The following is a 16,811-nucleotide window of genomic DNA, read 5'->3' as shown; positions in this document are numbered from 1 at the left end:
GGTGGGGTCGGGAAGGGGGCGCAGACCAGCGGGCCCGGCCTCGGGCGGGTCCGCTGAGGGTGAACTCAGCCCTGGGCGGGCGCAGTCACGCGGCGCAGCATCTCGGCGTAGGCGTCCTCCACGCCGCCCAGATCGCGGCGGAAGCGGTCCTTGTCCATTTTCTCGTTCGTTTCGGCGTCCCAGAAGCGGCAGGTGTCGGGGCTGATCTCGTCGGCCAGCACGACCGTGCCGTCCTGAAGTGTGCCGAACTCCAGCTTGAAGTCGATCAGGCGCACGCCGCGCTCCAGGAAGTACGGCACCAGGAACGCCTGCACGTTCAGCGCCAGTTCCCGGATGCGGGAGAGCTGTTCCGGCGTGGCCCAGCCCAGCGCGACGGCGGTGTCGGTGTTGATGAGCGGGTCGCCCAGCGCGTCACTCTTGTAGCAGTACTCCACAACCGGCCGGGACAGCGGCGTGCCCTCCTCGATGCCCAGGCGTTTGCTGAAACTGCCGGCGGCCACGTTGCGCACGATGACCTCCACGGGAATGATCGTCACGGCCCGCACGCGCTGCTCGGTGTCACTGAGCCGCTCGATGAAATGCGTGGGCACCCCGGCCTGCTCCAGCTGCGGGAACAGGTGGGCGGTGATGGCGTTGTTGATGGCACCCTTCCCGCCAATCTGGGCTTTCTTGACGCCGTTGAACGCCGTGGCGTCATCCTTGTATTCCACGATGTACTCGGTGGGGGTGGAGGTCGCGTACACGCGTTTGGCTTTGCCTTCGTACTTCAGTTCGCCCCTGCTGATGTTCGTGCTCATACGCCCTCCGTTCGGGTGGGGGCGGCCTGAACGGGCGTGGCCCCGGAATGTAGGAAAAGCGTCCCCCGGACTGGTGCGGGGCGACGCTGGAATGTCGCGGTGCTGAACATGCGTGGGCCTCCATCGCCGTCTCTCGGACGGGCTTACCGCGCACGGGCGCGGGGCATCTCACGGGATGCGGGTGGAAGAAAAGATGTATGCCCGCCCCTGCGGGCGGTCACCACCTCCAAGCGTAACACCCCCGCGCCGGGACAACGCGGAGGTGTTCAGAGGACTTGGACGAACGCAGGGGGCTTTATGCGGGTGAAAGTGCGTGCAGGTGCAGGATCAGCGGGCCGGGCACCGGCCGCCTAGTGGCTGTGGCCGCCGCCCGCGCCGCGTTTTCCGCTGACTTCCTCCCGCACCTCGGCCACCACGAACGTGCAGGCCTCCGCGCACGGCAGCCCGCCGGGGACGCCGTCGAGGAACGAGTGCGTGAGTTTGTGCCCCGCCCACAGGCGGGTGCGCAGGCAGGCGCTGCACACGTCGCGGGCCACGTGCTCCACCTGATCCGGCGTGGCCTTCTGCACCTTCGCGTAGATGCCGGTCTGCCGCCGGGCGGTGGTCGCCCACGGCGTGGGGCGCAGGGCGTGGCAGGCGTGCGCGTACGTTTCCTCCACCACGGCCGGGTACGTGTAGTGCACGGCGCGGCGCAGGTCGGCCTCGCTGAGCACGGCGCGCCAGCCGCGCGGCAGGTTGCGCAGGGTGTGCACCGGGCGGTGCTCGCCGCCGTCCGTGAAGCGCACCCGGTCACGCAGGCCCTCGGGCGTGACCAGCGTTGCCAGTTCCCCGCCGGGCACGCCCTCGTCCAGCATGTGCCGCAGTTCGAACACGCCGCGTTCCGGCATGATCATCATCTCGCCCACGCGCAGGCCCCGGCGGGCGCGCTCCAGGAACGCCTGCCACGCGGCCTCATGCCCGCGTTCCGCGTCCCCGCCCGGGCCGCCGGCGCCGCGCGCCTCCTCCGCCAGGTGCAGGATCACGTCCGCCACCGCGGCGTGCGTCCCCACAGGGCGGGCGTAATGCACCTGCTGAGCGCCGTGGGGATTCTCGGCGAAGGTGGTCACGGTGCCGGTCAGGCCCATGTCTTCCGGGATGGTCTCCAGCGTGTGCCACCCTTCCGAGGCGAAGAACGGCACGACCACCACGCGCGGCGCGCGCACCACGTCCGGCCAGGTGCCCACTTTGGGCTCCTCATCGAGAAACAGGGCGTGCACCTCCGCGAACAGGCCGCTCTCACGCAGCCGGTCGGCGTTCTGGTAGATCACGCGGTTGCTGTTCTCGTTGCGGGTGGTGCCGTGACCCAGCACGATCAGCGCGGTGTCCTGCGCGTTGAAATCCGGCAGGGCCTCGCGGGCGCGGGCCAGGATCACGTCCCCCATGCTGGGGTGCACGCCGTACGGCAGGGTGTAGCGTACGGTGCGCCCCCCGATCACGCGGGCGATTCCTTCGGGCGGCACGGGGCCCTGGTGGCCCAGGCCCATCTCGCGTGGAATCACGGTTTCGGTGAAGTACCCCTCGCTGATGAACATCGGAATGACGGTCACGTCGGTGCTGGCGGTGGTTTTAAGCACCTGCCGCAGCGACGGCTCCTCCTTCCAGTACCCCTCGATCACCTCGTCGAACAGGCCGCGTTCGCGGATCAGTTCCGCGTAGCGGTACACCGCGACGGCCGAATCCCCATTCAGGTGAGAGCCGTGACCTATCAGCACCAGTGAACGCATACGCTCTGGACTGTAGCGTTCCTGCCGGGCCGGAATTGTCCCAGGGCATGCCAATCACTGCACGCGGCATGAATGACACTGAAGGCGCACCTCACGCGAACAGGACAAGCGCTCCGTAGCGTGAAACACGTTCACTGACGTTCCGGCGCGCCGGTCCCGGACACCGGGTTCAGGACCCCGCGCCGCCCCACCACGGAGGTACCGCATGTTCCTGCAACAGAAAGACCGCCATGAACAGATGGCCCGCCTTGATCCCCGCGACACGGACGGAGACGGGCAGGTCAGCCCCCAGGAAGCTGCCGCGTACATTCAGGAGTATCTGTCGCAGGCCTCCCCGGAGGAACGCCACGAGATCCTGCGCGACTACGTGGGCGGCATGAGCGCTGACCAGCGCCGCGAGGTGGGGGACGCCATTGTGCGCAGTCCCGCCAATCCCGTGCAGCAGGTCCGGCATGACGACCCGGACGACCTGGCGAACGCGTACGCGCAGGCCGCGCAGGCTCCGGCGCAGGATGGCCGCAGCCCCCTGGAAGCCGTATTCGCCCCCGGCGGGGCCCTCAGCAGCCCGCTTGTCAAGGCCGGCCTGGTGGGGCTGGCCGGCATGATCGGCAGCCGCATGCTGCGCCACTGACCGCCACGCACCCCATCGGGCCGGCCCCACATCCGGGGCCGGCCCGCGCTGGTGTGGCGCAGCTTCACGCTTCACTGGGACGCGGACCCCCGGGGGCGCGGCGCCACTAGAATGACGCGAATGCCTCTGTCGTACCTCAAGCTCATCGCCCAGACGCCCGCCCCCACGTTCCGGGAGGAGCGGCGGGCGGCCCTGATCGCGGGCCTGTGGCAGGACCTGGGGTACGCGGTGGAACGCGACGCGGCCGGGAACGTCCTGACGCGCCTGACCCCGCCCGGCACCGAGGACCGCCCCGCGCTGCTGCTCGCCTCGCACCTGGACACCGTGTTCGACGAGGGCACCGACGTGACCGTGCGCGAGGACGCCGGCCGCCTCGTGGGGCCGGGCGTGGGGGACAACAGCGCCAGCCTCGCGGTCGTCACGGCCCTGCTGCGCGACCTGCGCGCCAGCCCGCTCCCCCTGCGCCGCCCGCTGTGGGTGGCGGCCAACGTGGGTGAGGAAGGCCTGGGGGACCTGCGCGGCGCCAAGCATCTGCTCGCCGAGCACCGCGCGCAGCTCGGCGCTTTCCTCGCCGTGGACGGGTACCTCGGCGTGGCCGTGACCCGCGGCGTGGGCGTACGCCGCTACCGCGCCTCCTTCACCGGCCCCGGCGGGCACTCCTGGGGCGACCAGGCGCCCAGCGCCCTGCACGCCATGGGCCGCGCCATCAGCGCCCTGTACGCCCTGCACCTGCCGGTCAGTCCCCGCACCACCCTGAACGTGGGGGTCGCCGGGGGGGGCACCAGCGTGAACTCCATTGCGGGAAGCGCCGAACTGCTGCTGGACCTGCGGTCCCTGGACGGCGACGTGCTGACCGACCTGGACCGCCGCGCCGTTGCCGCGCTGCACAGCGCGGCGCGCGACGCGGGCGTGCGGGTGCAGCTGGAACGCGTGGGCGACCGGCCCGGCGGGGACCTGCGCGGCGAAGCGCTGCTGGGCGTGGTGCGGGACGCGGCGCGCGACGGCCGCCTTGACCTGCGCCTGGCGTCGAGCAGCACCGACGCGAACGCCGCCGTGCCGCACGGCCTGCCGGCCCTGGCGGTCGGTGTGTACCGGGGCGGCAACGCACACCGGACCGACGAGTGGGTGCAGGTCAGCAGCCTCACACCCGGCCTGAAGTTCCTGCGCCGCACCGTGGAGTTCTACCAGCGCAACCCGGTCGCCTGAGCCTTCGTCCGAGGAACCCGAATTGCGCGTCCAGGCGCCCGAATCCTGTGATATTCGTTCCAATGTCAGCCCACGAAATTCCCATCTGACCGGCGCAGAATATGGGCACCGATGAAACGCCCCGCACGCCGCCCGTCGCTGCGACCTGCCCTGCAGGGACAGCCTGTCCTGCCGCTTCTTCGCGCCGCGCGCGCGGCAGGTCTCACGGCGCTGCTGCTGGGCGCGGGCGTGCCCCCGGCCCTCGCGCAGGGCGTGTCCCCCGCACAGGACGTGTTCAACCGCACCAACCAGCTGCTCCAGAACGAGTACGGCGGCCTGTCCGCCGTGGACCGCGCCGCCCTGACCCGCGAGTACCAGCTGCGGCTCGACAACGTCTGCGCGCCCACGCCCGACACCTGCGCCGAAGCGAAGGCATACCCGGTGCTGGAAGCTGAACTGACCGCGCTGGGCGACGAGCACTCCTTCTTCCAGACGCCGGAGGATTACCGCGACTTCCGTGCGAGCGTCACCGGCGGCAACCGCCTGCAGTTCGGCGTGAAACTCGCCGCCCTTGACGGCCAGAACCGCGTGGTGACCGAAGTGGTGCCCGGCAGTGCCGCGGAAGAAGCCGGCCTGCAGCGCGGCGACACGCTGCTCACCATCAACTCGAAGCCCTACACGTACGAAGCGTTGCGCGCCGCCCGCGAGAAAGGCGAGACCATCACGCTGGGCCTGGAGCGCCTCGGGCAGCCGCAGAGCATCACCATCGCGGCGCGGGAAAGCAGCACCGTGGACCTCCCGCGCCTGACCCTGGTGCCCAGCGGGACAGCCCAGGTGGCGGTGCTGCGCATCCCCACCTTCCTGTCCGGCGGCGGCGTGGCGCAGCGCGTGCATGACCTGGTGGGGCAGGCGCAGACGGCCCAGGCGGCCGGGCTGATCGTGGACCTGCGCGGCAACACCGGCGGCAGCCTCGCCGAGTGTGACAGCGCCGTGAGTGCCTTCGTGCCCAGCCTCACCCGGCTGGCCCGCACCGCCGACGGGAACGCCCGCACCGTCGTGAGCCGCGGCACCCGCCTGGAAGATGGTCGCCTGGCCGGCAGCGTACGCAACCCGAACCTCTGGACCGGCCCCATGACCGTCCTGGTCGACGAGGGCAGCGCCTCGTGCAGCGAGTTCTTCGCCTTCGAGATCCAGTACGCGCGCCGCGGGCCGGTGATCGGGGAACAGACCGCCGGGGTGGGCAACACCGCCACCCGCGTGTTCCCTGTGGGGGAGGGCGCCCTGCAGCTCACGATCCTGAACTACGCCAAACCGGACGGCACCTCCTACCCCGTGAGCGTCACGCCGAACATCGTGCGTGACCAGGGCGAGGCGGCCGTGCGGCAGCTCACGCGCGGCGTGGACGCCCTGCTGCAGGACGGTCTGCAGGCGCTGCGGAGCGCGCCGACCCTGAGCATGGACCCGTTCCGCAACCCCCGCTGACCCCCCCGCCCACCCTCGAAGAAGGAGGAGGGCGGCTCCCTGGGGCGTGGCCCTCCTCCTGACCTGCCTTCCCGTCAGGCCTGGGCGGCCTCGCCCGGCGCGTCCATTCCCTGCAGCGCCCAGTGCAGGCCCAGCGCCGTGAACAGCCCGATCACGGCCAGCGTGACCCACGGCAGGGCCGGCACACCCGCCCGGGCGCCGGCGTCCACGAGGGCGCCGCCCAGCACGCTGCCCACCGCGCCGCCCACGCCCAGGCTGATCGCGGAGAACCCGAAGTAACTGCCCACCCGCTCCGGCGGCGCGAACCGCGACGTGAGGGTCTGCTGGGTGGGATACACCGTCATGGTGCCCAGCGAGTACAGCGCCACGCACGCCAGCAGCGCCGGAAACGACGTAGCGAGGCTCATCAGACCCAGGCTCAGGCCCACCAGCGCCACCGCCGCCACCAGCGCCGCCCGGGTCGGCAGGAACCGTTCCACGGCCCGCAGCAGTGGGTACTGCAGCGCCACCGCCAGGCCGGCGGACAGCCCGTACAGCGGGCCGGTGGCGCTTTCGCCCGCCAGCGCGATGGCTTTCAGGGTGACCGCCACGTTGATCTGCGTGCTGAGGATGAAGTACCCGATCAGCACCAGCGTGAACCGCCGGAAGCGGGTGTTCTGCGCCGCCACCCGCAGGCCGTCCAGGCTGCGGCCCGCGCCACGTTCAGGCCGCAGGTGCGGCAGCGTGACGGCCAGCACCACGGCGGCCAGCAGGTACACGCTGGCCGCCGCGAGGGCCGCCGTACGGAAACTCAGTCCCAGCAGCGCCGCGCCGATCAGCGGGCCTGTCACCATGCCGGCGTTTCCGGACAGGCTGGTCAGGCTGAACATCCGGGTGCGGTGCCCGGCTGGAGTCACCTGGGTGATCGCTGCGCTTTTGGGCGCGTCGAACAGACCGCCGCCCACGCCGGCCAGGGTCGCGGCGGCCAGCAGCACCGGCAGGGTGTCGGTAAAGCCCATCCACGCGAACCCGAGCGTGCGCAGCAGGCACCCGGCCAGAATGAGCGGTTTGGGACCCAGCCGGTCGGACCACGCTCCGCCGAACACCGTCAGGCCCTGCTGCGTCACCTGCCGCAGGCCCAGCACCAGACCCACGCTCGCGGCGCTCCACCCCAGCCCCCCGTGCGCCGTGGGCCCGCTGAAGTGCACGGTCACTAGCGGAATCACGGCGAAGAACCCGCCCCACATCAGGAAGTTCGATGCGATCAGTCCCTGCTGCGCCGCGGACAGCCGGAACGGCGCCGGGTCCGGCGCGGGCGGAACGGTCACAGGGGCAGGCGCACTCACGCCGGGCAGGCTACACCCGCCCCGCGCCGCGCGGGGGTACGCTGTCCCGCATGAGCAGCCTGACCCTCCTGGCGCCCGGCGTGCACTACCTGCCGGGCGCCGTGAACAGCCTGGTGATCGAGGACGGGCGCGGCGCAGCGCTGCTGGTGGACACCGGTCTGGACGACGGGCACGCCCGCAAGCTGCTGCGCGCGCTGGAGACCCTGGGCCTGAACCCCAGCGGGATCCTGAACACGCACAGCCACGCGGACCATCATGGCGGCAACGCCTTCATCCTGAAGCGCTTCCCGGAGCTGAAGGTGTTCGCGCCGCCGCTGGAGGACGCCCTCATCACGTACCCGATCCTCGAACCCGTGGGGCTCTTCGGGGCGAGGCCCCCCGGGCGCTGCAGAACAAGTTCCTGCTCGCGCCGCCCAGCCCGGCCCGGCTCGCGCCGGAGCCCGGCCTGACCCGCATTGGCGGGGTGAACCTGGAACTGATTGAGGTGGCCGGGCACGCCAGCATGATGTACGCCGTGCGGGTGGGTGAGGTCCTGTACGCGGCGGACGCCCTGTTCGGCCCGGACGCCCTGGCAAAGCACCCCCTGACGTTCTGCCAGGATTCCGCGTTGCAGAAGGAGGCCGCGGCGCGCCTGGGCGAACTGGAGGGGGTGGGGGTCACGCTGCCCGGCCACGGGGCCCCGGAAGCGGACCTGGGCGCACTGGTGCGCGCCAACCTGGAGGCGTACAGCCGGACCACGGCCGCAGTCGAGGGGGCCGTGCGGGCGGGCGTGGCGGGTGTGGATGAGCTGCTGGCGCGGGTGTGTGACGCGCTGGGCGTGCAGATGCGCGAGCCGGGCGCGGTCGTGCTGAACCGCGCGGTTGTCAGCGCGCACCTGACCGAGCTGCTCGAAGCGGAGCGCGTGACCATGACCGTCACCGGCAACCGGCTGCTGTTCACGGCGCAAGGGTGAAGGAAACCCGTATGGGCGCCCCCGGCCGCCCGGCGGTACGGTGACCGCATGACCAAGAAGAGCAAGGCCGCCCCGAAGAAACCCGCGCCCACCCAGGCGACCAGTGACGGCAAAGCCCCGGCCGGCCGCTCGACCGGTCAGGCCAGCGCGGACGCCGCGCACCTGAACACCACGAACAACGCCCTGGTGGACCACAACTACCTCACGGAGGGGGAGTTCGGCACGGTTGCCGAGACCCTGCAGCGCAACCTGGCGACGTCCATCAGCCTGTACCTGAAATTCAAGAAGTACCACTGGGATATCCGCGGGCGCTTCTTCCGGGACCTGCACCTCGCGTACGACGAGTTCATTGCCGAGATCTTCCCCAGCATCGACGAGCAGGCCGAGCGGCTTGTGGCCCTGGGCGGCAGCCCCATTGCCGCGCCCAGCGACATCCAGCGCTACACCGTGGTGCAGGTGCCCACCGAGACCGTCCGTGACGCGCGGACGCAGGTGGCGGACCTTGTCGCGGACCTGACGCGCGTCAGCCGCGGCTACCGCGACGACAGCCAGACGGTGGACGACGCCAACGACCCCGCCACGGCCGACATGTACAACGGGTACGCCGCCACCAGCGACAAGATCCGCTGGATGCTGCAGGCAATGATGGACGACGACCGCATGAACTGAAGGCCTGCCGTCACGGCGGACCCGGACAGCGCAGGGTCGCCCGGCCGTTCCGGGCGCCCTCTGGAGTCAGGAGGGCGGGTGCCGAAATTTGATTACTCCCTGAATTACGCCGCGCTCGACCTGCGCGCCCAGCCGGAACTGTACCGGGTGGGCGTGGGAGAGCAGGGCGTGCTGCTTGTGCAGCCGTACAAGGGTGAACTGCTGCCCCACTGGCGTTTCGCCACGCCCGACCTGGCGAGAACCAGCAGCGACACGCTGTACGGGATGTTCCTGGCGTACCTGAAAGCCGGGGATTTCGTGGGTGCCGACATGGCCCGCAAGTTCCTGCAGATGGGCTACACCCGTGCGCGCCGGTACGCGAACCACCGGGGCGGCCGGAAGTACGAGGGACCCGTGCCGGAGGAGAAGAAAGGGCAGAGCGGCGCGCACGGCCGCGCAGAACGTCCCCGCGACCCGGAGGACCCGGTGAAGGCCGAATCGGCCCTGATCTTCCGCGCGAAATGGCAGGAAGCCGAAGCGAACGAGGCGTACGCCCGGCTGAAGCGCGAGCACAAGGCCAGGTACGGCTGAGCGTTCCTCCGGGGCCGGGTCAGCCCTGACCAGGTCGCCCGGTCGGTGGCTCTGGGTCTCCACGAACCACTCACTCAGGACCCGTTCAGGTCTGCCGGGGTGTTCACGTTCCGCAGGGCGCTCACGGGCAGGCCCGCGACCGTCACCACCTGGGCGGGCGGCGCGGCCTGCCGTAGCCGGCGTTCTCCGGCATTCAGCTGCGCCGTGACCCGCTCGCGCAGGCCCGTGTGGTACAGCGCAGCGAGCGGCTGCGCGCGGCCCTCGCCGTTCAGCGCCTGCACGCTCAGGGCGCCCGGCGTGCGCGCCGCCCAGAGCGCCGCCCAGTACGCCTCGGTCAGAAAGGGCATATCCACGCCTGCGAACGCCACCCAGCCGTCCGGCGCGGCGCGCAGCGCCGCCTCCAGTCCGCCCAGCGGCCCTTCGCCGGGCCGGGTGTCCGGCACCGCCTGCCAGCCGCTCAGGACGTACCGGCCCGGCGGAGCGACCAGCAGCCGCGTCCTGCACCCGGCGAGGCTGGCGCACACCCGTTCCAGCAGCGTCTGACCGTTCAGCAGGGCCAGGGCCTTGTCGGACCCGAAACGGCTGGATTGCCCGCCCGCCGTGACTGCGGCGCTGAAGGGACAGTCGCTGCCGGTCATTCGCGCGGGCCGCGCTGGCGTTCCAGGAGCCGCAGCGCCCACGCGACCAGGCGCGGGCCGGGCCGCCCGTACGGCGGGTACATGAACCGCACCGGGCTGCGCGCGGGCTCCACCAGCACCGCCCGCTCATGACTGAAGGTCCGGAAGCCGTGCTCGCCGTGGTAGCTGCCCATGCCGCTGGGACCAACGCCGCCGAAGGGCAGGTTCGGGTTGATGAGATGCACGACCGTGCCGTTCACCACCATTCCGCCGCTGGTGGTGTCCTGCTGCACGCGGCGGGTCACGGCGTCATCTTCCGTGAACAGGTACAGGGCCAGCGGGGCGTCCAGACGGCGGATCAGGGCGAGCGCCTCGTCGAGCGTGTCGTACGTCAGCACGGGCAGGACCGGCCCGAACAGTTCTTCCTGCATCAGGGGCATGTCGGGCGTTACGTCCGTCACCACGGTGGGGGAGATAAACCGTTCCGCGCCGCTGAACTCACCGCCGAGCGCGATCCGGGCGCCCTGCTGCACGCTCTGGCGGGTCAGACGTTCGAGCCGCTCGACGCTGGCCGTGTCCACCATGCGGCCGTAGTCCGGCCCGGCACGCAGCCACGCCCGGTCTCCGTACCGGCGGGCAATGACCTCATCGAGCGCCAGGATCAGCGCGTCGCGCTGCTGTGAGGGCACAAGCACGTAATCCGGGGCGACGCAGGTCTGGCCGGCGTTCAGCAGTTTGCCCCAGGCGATTCGCTCGGCGCTGCGCCGCACGTCCGCGCTCGCGTCGATCAGCGCGGGGCTCTTGCCGCCCAGTTCCAGGGTCACGGGCGTGAGGTGGGCGGCGGCGGCGCACATCACCTGCCGGCCCACCGCCGCGCTGCCCGTAAAGAACAGGTGATTGAAAGGCAGATCGGTCAGGGCACGCGCGGTGGCCGCGTCGCCCTGCACCACGGCCACCAATGCCGGGTCGAAGGTGGTGCCCAGCAGGTCCGCGAGGGCCTGGGCAACGTGTGGGGCCTTCTCGCTGGGCTTGAGGATCACGGTATTGCCCGCCGCGAGGCTCGCCACGAGGGGAGCGAGCGCCAGGTTGACCGGGTAGTTCCAGGGGCTCAGGATCAGCGTCACGCCGCGCGCCTGCGCCTGAATCTCACTACGGGCGCCCGCCAGCGCCGCAGGGGTCCTGACGGAGCGCGGCGCCATCCAGCGCGGCAGGTGCCGGATCGCATGCTGAATTTCTTCCAGCACCGGGTGCAGCTCGGTGATTTCCGCTTCGGCGCGGCTTTTGCCCAGGTCGGCGCGCAGCGCGTCGGCCAGGGGCACGCGGTGGGCGCGGAGGGCGTCGTGAAAGCGGCGCAGGAGCGCCTGACGCTGCGCGGCGGTGCTGCGGGCGGCGGTCCAGCGGTGGGCGCGCTGCCGCTCGAACAGCGCCTGCAGGTCGGGATTGGGCGGCGGCGGAAAGTGGGTCATGGCACACCTCGGCAGGAGGGAGGAGCGGCGCAGGAGAAGCAGGAACTTGCACTCAGTATAAACCCCGCATCTGTCCTTGAGAGCTCCTTCAGGCAGCCGTCACAAAGAGTGACATCCAACACTCTTTGCAGCGCGCGCAGGCACACACTGCCCACGCAACAACCAACCACGGAGGTTCACCATGAACAAGACGCTGCTCGTGTCCGCCCTGTCCCTTGCCCTGGGTTCCTGCGCCATGATGGCCACCCCCATGAACTACACGCTCGGCAAACAGCCCGCCGGTGGCGCCCTGAACTCCAGCGGTACCGTCACCGTCCAGCGGGACGCCGCCATGGTCATGACCACCGCCCGCGTGTCCGGCCTCGCGCCCAACACCTATTACGTCGCGCACTACCACCTGCAGGGCACCGCGAGCACCGACCCCTGCAGCAGCGCCGGCGCGCCCATCATGAGCAGCAAGATGGTCGGCCGGACCGACGCGATGGGCATGCTGACCCTGATGGGCAACGCCCCCACTGCCGACGTCATGAACGCCACGTACTACAACATTCACACCGCCAGCGACGCCGCCGGCACCCCCGCCGACGCCGGCGTGAGCTGCACCAGCGTCAAGATGTAATCCACAGAGGCGGGGGGACCGGGCAGCCGACGCCTGGTCCCCCCGCCTCTGTGGATTACAGGCCCAGCATCCCGCGGTACCCGCTGATCAGGGCGCCCCCCACAGCAGGGCCACCACCGCCCCCAGCGCCAGGAACGGCCCGAACTTCACGCGGTTCTCGCGGCGCGACGCCAGCTGCACCACCCCGAACACTGCTCCGGCAAACACCGCCACCACCAGCGCCAGCAGCAGCCGCTCCCAGCCCAGGAAAGCCCCGATCACCGCGGCAAGCTTCACGTCCCCGAAACCCATGGCGCTCGCGTCCACCTGCGTGTCGTCCCCTGTGGTGTCCTCCCCATACCGGCGCCAGTGCAGCCACCAGTACACGCCGCATACCAGCGCCGTCACGCCCGCCGCCGCCAGCGCCCCCTGCACCATCAGGATCAGGCCGCCGCCGTACCCGGCACTGCCCAGCATCACGCTGACCAGCGCCCCGCCCAGCGTCACGGTTTCCGGCACGCGCACCACCCGCCGCGCCGCCACGTTCACCAGTGCCGAAGCGAGCGCTGCGCCCGCCCCCCACCACGGTCCCAGCCACGCGCCCGCCAGCAGCCCCAGACTGATCTGCTGGTACCCCAGCGGAAACTCCGGGTACGACCGCTCCCGGAAGCGGCGCAGCACCCACGACCCGAACTGGTTGATCGCGACCACCACACCCGCGCCCAGCACGGCGCCCTGCACCGCACCCGACAGGTCCGGCAGCCCCTCGCTCCCCGCGCGACCGTTCAGCGCGCCGAACAGGACGCCCAGCGCCACGCCTGGCAGCGTCAGCTCATCCGGAATGGTGTACGTGTCCAGGTCAATGGCGCTGCCCACCAGCAGAATCGTGAACAGCACCATCAGGCCCAGCGCGCCCCACCCCACCACCAGCGGGGGGAACAGCGCGGCAATCGCCGCGTACGCCACGCCCGTAAGCAGTTCCACCACCGGGTACCGCGCCTTGATCGGCGCGCGGCAGTACCGGCACTGTCCGCCCAGACTCAGCCACGACAGCACCGGCACCAGATCCACGACGCCCAGCCGGTGATCGCAGTTCGGGCAGTGACTGGGCGGAAAGGCAATGTTCTCCCCGCGCGGCAGCCGCCAGATCAGCACGTTCGAGAACGAGCCGACCAGCAGGCCCAGCAGCCCGGCGAAAATCACGAGAAGCACGTCAGGGGTCACCCCGGCAGTGTAGGGAACAATCGTCACAGCCGTCTTGCGAAGGCGCCGTGGCTGCCCACGGCGCAGGCCGCGGCCTGGGGTCAGTGCTTCCCGAAGTGCCCCAGCTGCGGTACGTTCGGCCGCCACTCGGGCCGCTCCACGACTTCGCCGTACAGGTCGTACTCGTCACTGTCCTCGATCCGCACCCGCACGATGTCCCCAATCTTCACCTGTCCGGCGAAGTCCCCGGCAAACACGTACACCTGCCCGTCGATGCCCGGCGCGTCGCCCTTCGTGCGGCCGATCAGCTTCGTGCCTGCGAGATCGTCCTCATCGTCGTTGAACTCGTCGATGATCACGTCCATCACGCGGCCGACCTTCTCGGCCAGCTTCTCAGCGCTGATGCGCTGCGCGACCGCCATGAACCGCGCCAGGCGCGCCTCCTTCACCGCCTCGGGCACCGCGCCGTCCAGACGGTTGGCGTCGGCCTCGTCCACGTCGCTGTACGCGAAAGCCCCCACGCGGTCCAGACGTGCGTCTTCCAGGAAGGTCAGCAGCTCCTGGAACTCCTCCTCGGTCTCGCCGGGAAAGCCCACGATGAACGTCGAGCGGATCACCAGGTCCGGGCAGATCTCCCGCCAGCGGCGGATGGTGTCCAGCTGCCGGCCGGCCCCGGGGCGCCGCATGCGTTTCAGGACCGTGGGGCTGGCGTGCTGCAGAGGAACGTCCAGGTACGGCAGGATCCTGCCGGCCGCCATGAGCTCCACCAGCTTCTCCACGTGGGGGTACGGGTACACGTAATGCATGCGCACCCACGCGCCCATCTCGCCGAGCTTCACGGCGAGGTCGGTCAGGTGGGCGCGCACCTGCCCGCCCTGGAATTCACTCTCGCGGTAGCGGACGTCCACGCCGTACGCACTGGTGTCCTGCGAGATGATCATCAGTTCTTTTGTGCCGCCGGCAATCAGCCGGTACGCCTCGTACAGCACGGCCCCCGCGTCACGTGACACCTGCAGGCCGCGGAGCTTCGGGATGATGCAGAACGAGCAGGTGTGGTTGCAGCCCTCGGCGATCTTCACGTACGCGTAGTGCCGCGGCGTGAGTTTCACGCTGGGCGCCAGCAGGTCCGCCCGTGCGCCTTCCAGCCCCGGCCGCATGCCGGGCGCCGCGACCGGCAGCAGCCCCGTGAACGCGTCCGTCTCGATGGGCAGCAGCTCCCGCACGTGCCCCATCACGGCGTCCACTGCTTCGCTGCCGGTGATGGCCGCGACCTTCGGGTGCCGCTCCATGATCTTGTCCGGCCGCTCGCCCAGGCACCCGGTCACGATGACCTTCCCGGTGGCGTCCAGCGCTTCTCCGATCGCGCTGAGGCTCTCCTCCACGGCGGGCGTAATGAACCCGCAGGTGTTCACGATGACTGCGTCGGCATCCTCGTAACTTGGCGCGACCTCGTACCCTTCGATCCTCAGCTGGGTCAGGATCCGCTCGCTGTCCACCAGCGCCTTCGGGCACCCCAGGCTGATGAATCCCACCTTTCTCGCGCCCGCCGTGGCGGGCTTCACTGCTTCCGTCATATCACTCCTTGCTCGCGCGCCACACCCAGGTCCCCGGGGGCACAGAGTTCAGCCCGCCACTCTAGCGTGACGGGCTGGCCAAAGAGAGGGACTGGATTACAAGGTGCGCTTCACTGGCAGTCGCGCACGGTCAGCTGGGCATTCAGGGCGGCGTTCACGGTCTGGCTGCCGCCGAACAGCGCCCGGGCGTTGTCGGTCAGGATGCGGCGCATCTCACTGCGGGCGTACGTGAGGCGCTGCTCGCGCAGGGACAGGCTGCTGAGGTCCGGGCGGGCGAAGCACAGCGCGCCGCTCTGCACCTTCAGCGTCTTGACCGGCACGACCGCCTGCTCGCCGGGCAGGGGCAGCGCGGAGCAGGTGTTCATCTTCGCCTGCGGCAGTTTCCCGGTCAGGAAGTACTCGGTGATGGGCGTGTCCACGCACTCAGTGCCGTAGGGGAACGCGGCGTGCTGCGGTTCGTCGTCAATGAAGATCATCCTGGCGCTGGGCGTGCTGTTCAGGGCCTTCAGGGCGCCTTCCTGCGGCGTGGCAGGGTCAAGTTCATTCTGCAGCATCAGCACGGGCGGCATGTTGGCGGGCAGCGCAGGCTGTTTCACGCTGGGGCCCCCCTTCCACTGCCGGCAGGCATTCGCGACCGAGCTGCCCCCGATCAGCGGGTAGGTTTTCGCTTCGAGTTCGTCAGCGGCGCGCACGGCGTTCAGGTCCTGGTTCCAGACGGTGTCGTTGCAGGTCACGGCCGTGAACACCGAGCCGGACGCGTTGAGTTCGGCGGGCGCGGGGGCCGCGTTGAGCAGCTCGTCGCGGAACGCCAGGAACATCTGCGCGATCTGCGCGGCGGTGGCGTTACTCTCCTTATCCGGCAGGTACGTTTCCTGCGCGGCCAGCGCCATGAGCTCCCCGGTGCTGGCGCCGGGATGGGCCGTGATCAGGGCGCTCGCAACCACGGCCGGTTTCAGGACCAGGCCGATCAGCGGCAGGTTGTCACGGGTGTACATGAACTGCGCGATGTAGTTGCTGGTGATGTAGCGCAGCTCGGGATTCAGCGCGTTCTGCGCAGCGTACACTTTCGCGCCGGTGTCGCCCAGGCCGAAGTAGGCGTTCTGGCGGGCCAGGTACGGCGCGGCGGAATCACGGAAGTCCCGTTCGAAGCCCAGCGGCTGGTACCTGAAGGTCTCCTCGAACGGTGCGTTCCAGGAGGTGTTGCCGTCCAGCAGCATGCGGCCGGTGTGCTGCGGGAACAGCTTGGCGTACCAGGACCCCAGCCACGTGCCGTACGAGTACCCGATGTAATTCAGTTTCTGGTCGCCCATCAGCTGCCGGGCGAGGTTCATGTCGCGGGCGGTGGCGTCCGTGTTGATAAACGGCGTGATGGGGTTTTTCTGGCAGGCGAGCGCAATCAGTTTGCCCTGGCGGATCATGGCCTGCACATTCTTCTCGCTGCGGTCGGTGGCGGGCGGGTTAACCGGGTTGATCAGTTCGTTCGTGCCGCAGTTCAGGCGGCTGCTCGCGCCGACGCCACGGGGGGAGAAGCCGATCAGGTCGAACTGTTCGGTCATGGCTTTCAGGCCGGCCTTGGCGGGCGTGTCGGTCAGGTTGTTCTCCCAGAAGTACCCGTACAGGGGCGCGAAGGCCAGGCCGTCGCCGCCAGGCCCACCAGGGTTGAAGAAGATGGCGCCCTGACGCTTCTTGGTGTCGGAGGCGGCGTAGCGGATCAGGGACACGCTGACTTTCCCGGCAGTGGGACTGGCCCAGTTCAGGGGCACCTGCATATCCGCGCAGGTCAGGCGCGCGCCCAGGGTGTCAAAGAGTTTCGTTTCATCCCCGCCGAGGATGGTGGGATCGCAGGCCGCCCAGGTCAGCTGCTGCTCGGTAAAGGACTTCAGGGCGTCAGGGGCGGGGGCGGGGGCAGGCGTGCGGGTGCAGGCAGCCAGCGTGGTGGTCAGGGCCAGCAGGGCAAACGGCAGCTTTTTCATGAGGGT

Annotated in this window: 15 protein-coding genes and 1 pseudogene; 8 read left to right on the top strand and 8 right to left on the bottom strand. The window is 70.1% G+C overall.

Features of this window, described 5'->3' with window-relative positions; translation table 11 throughout:
- Window positions 1–65 precede the first annotated feature (65 nt).
- Entirely contained in the window at window positions 66–797 is a 732-nt protein-coding gene (gene purC, locus LAJ19_RS11350; protein WP_285892298.1) for a phosphoribosylaminoimidazolesuccinocarboxamide synthase, read from the bottom strand.
- Between the two features lie 350 nt (window positions 798–1,147).
- Window positions 1,148–2,560 (bottom strand): CbiX/SirB N-terminal domain-containing protein, encoded by a 1,413-nt coding sequence (locus tag LAJ19_RS11345; RefSeq protein WP_225475856.1) that lies wholly within the window; start codon window positions 2,558–2,560, stop codon window positions 1,148–1,150.
- Between the two features lie 205 nt (window positions 2,561–2,765).
- Between LAJ19_RS11345 and LAJ19_RS11340 the strand changes: the two genes are divergently transcribed.
- The 3 genes from LAJ19_RS11340 (at window position 2,766) to LAJ19_RS11330 (ending at window position 5,858) form a co-directional block, all read left to right on the top strand.
- Entirely contained in the window at window positions 2,766–3,191 is a 426-nt protein-coding gene (locus LAJ19_RS11340; protein ID WP_225475855.1) for a hypothetical protein, read from the top strand.
- A 120-nt stretch (window positions 3,192–3,311) separates the two neighbouring features.
- Window positions 3,312–4,397, top strand: a complete 1,086-nt coding sequence (locus LAJ19_RS11335; protein WP_225475854.1) for a M20/M25/M40 family metallo-hydrolase — start codon at window positions 3,312–3,314, stop codon at window positions 4,395–4,397.
- A gap of 111 nt (window positions 4,398–4,508) precedes the next feature.
- Window positions 4,509–5,858, top strand: coding sequence for a S41 family peptidase (locus LAJ19_RS11330; protein WP_225475853.1), 1,350 nt, complete (start codon window positions 4,509–4,511; stop codon window positions 5,856–5,858).
- Between the two features lie 74 nt (window positions 5,859–5,932).
- Here the strand turns inward: LAJ19_RS11330 and LAJ19_RS11325 are convergent, their stop codons facing one another.
- Entirely contained in the window at window positions 5,933–7,183 is a 1,251-nt protein-coding gene (locus LAJ19_RS11325) for an MFS transporter (RefSeq protein WP_349774809.1), read from the bottom strand.
- Window positions 7,184–7,233: 50 nt separating this feature from the next.
- Here LAJ19_RS11325 and LAJ19_RS22090 point away from each other — a divergent pair, with 50 nt between their 5' ends.
- From LAJ19_RS22090 to LAJ19_RS11310, 4 genes are all read left to right on the top strand, one after another.
- Window positions 7,234–7,632, top strand: a complete 399-nt coding sequence (locus LAJ19_RS22090; protein WP_432804210.1) for an MBL fold metallo-hydrolase — start codon at window positions 7,234–7,236, stop codon at window positions 7,630–7,632.
- 14 nt (window positions 7,633–7,646) lie between these two features.
- Window positions 7,647–8,135, top strand: a complete 489-nt coding sequence (locus LAJ19_RS22085) for an MBL fold metallo-hydrolase (RefSeq protein ID WP_432804209.1) — start codon at window positions 7,647–7,649, stop codon at window positions 8,133–8,135.
- Window positions 8,136–8,183: 48 nt separating this feature from the next.
- Window positions 8,184–8,804: a Dps family protein gene (locus tag LAJ19_RS11315; RefSeq protein ID WP_225475852.1), complete on the top strand. Its 621-nt coding sequence runs from the start codon at window positions 8,184–8,186 to the stop codon at window positions 8,802–8,804.
- Between the two features lie 78 nt (window positions 8,805–8,882).
- Window positions 8,883–9,374 (top strand): DUF4385 domain-containing protein, encoded by a 492-nt coding sequence (locus tag LAJ19_RS11310; RefSeq protein ID WP_225475851.1) that lies wholly within the window; start codon window positions 8,883–8,885, stop codon window positions 9,372–9,374.
- Window positions 9,375–9,448: 74 nt separating this feature from the next.
- On the opposite strand, the gene LAJ19_RS11305 is transcribed toward LAJ19_RS11310, so the two are convergent.
- Complete coding sequence (locus tag LAJ19_RS11305) at window positions 9,449–10,012, bottom strand: molybdenum cofactor guanylyltransferase (RefSeq protein WP_225475850.1); 564 nt, start codon at window positions 10,010–10,012, stop codon at window positions 9,449–9,451.
- Window positions 10,009–11,457 carry an aldehyde dehydrogenase family protein gene (locus LAJ19_RS11300; RefSeq protein ID WP_225475849.1) on the bottom strand — a complete coding sequence of 483 codons (1,449 nt, stop codon included), beginning with the start codon at window positions 11,455–11,457 and terminating at the stop codon, window positions 10,009–10,011. Before LAJ19_RS11300 ends, LAJ19_RS11305 begins: the two co-directional genes overlap by 4 nt.
- 181 nt (window positions 11,458–11,638) lie before the next feature.
- Here LAJ19_RS11300 and LAJ19_RS11295 point away from each other — a divergent pair, with 181 nt between their 5' ends.
- Entirely contained in the window at window positions 11,639–12,076 is a 438-nt protein-coding gene (locus LAJ19_RS11295) for a superoxide dismutase (protein WP_225475848.1), read from the top strand.
- A gap of 55 nt (window positions 12,077–12,131) precedes the next feature.
- Here LAJ19_RS11295 and LAJ19_RS11290 read toward each other — a convergent pair.
- The 3 genes and pseudogenes from LAJ19_RS11290 to LAJ19_RS11280 all read right to left on the bottom strand — a co-directional run bounded on the left by LAJ19_RS11290 (window position 12,132) and on the right by LAJ19_RS11280 (window position 16,805).
- Window positions 12,132–13,279 (bottom strand): annotated as a pseudogene (locus tag LAJ19_RS11290) (prepilin peptidase).
- Window positions 13,280–13,359: 80 nt separating this feature from the next.
- The gene (rimO, locus tag LAJ19_RS11285) at window positions 13,360–14,832 is read right to left on the bottom strand and encodes a 30S ribosomal protein S12 methylthiotransferase RimO (protein ID WP_225475847.1); all 1,473 of its coding nucleotides are present in this window, start codon (window positions 14,830–14,832) and stop codon (window positions 13,360–13,362) included.
- Between the two features lie 110 nt (window positions 14,833–14,942).
- Window positions 14,943–16,805, bottom strand: a complete 1,863-nt coding sequence (locus LAJ19_RS11280) for an alpha/beta fold hydrolase (protein WP_225475846.1) — start codon at window positions 16,803–16,805, stop codon at window positions 14,943–14,945.
- Window positions 16,806–16,811 lie beyond the last annotated feature (6 nt).

It is taken from the genome of Deinococcus taeanensis (genome assembly GCF_020229735.1).
GTDB lineage: Bacteria > Deinococcota > Deinococci > Deinococcales > Deinococcaceae > Deinococcus > Deinococcus taeanensis.
This window is presented reverse-complemented; position numbering and strand designations above follow the sequence as displayed.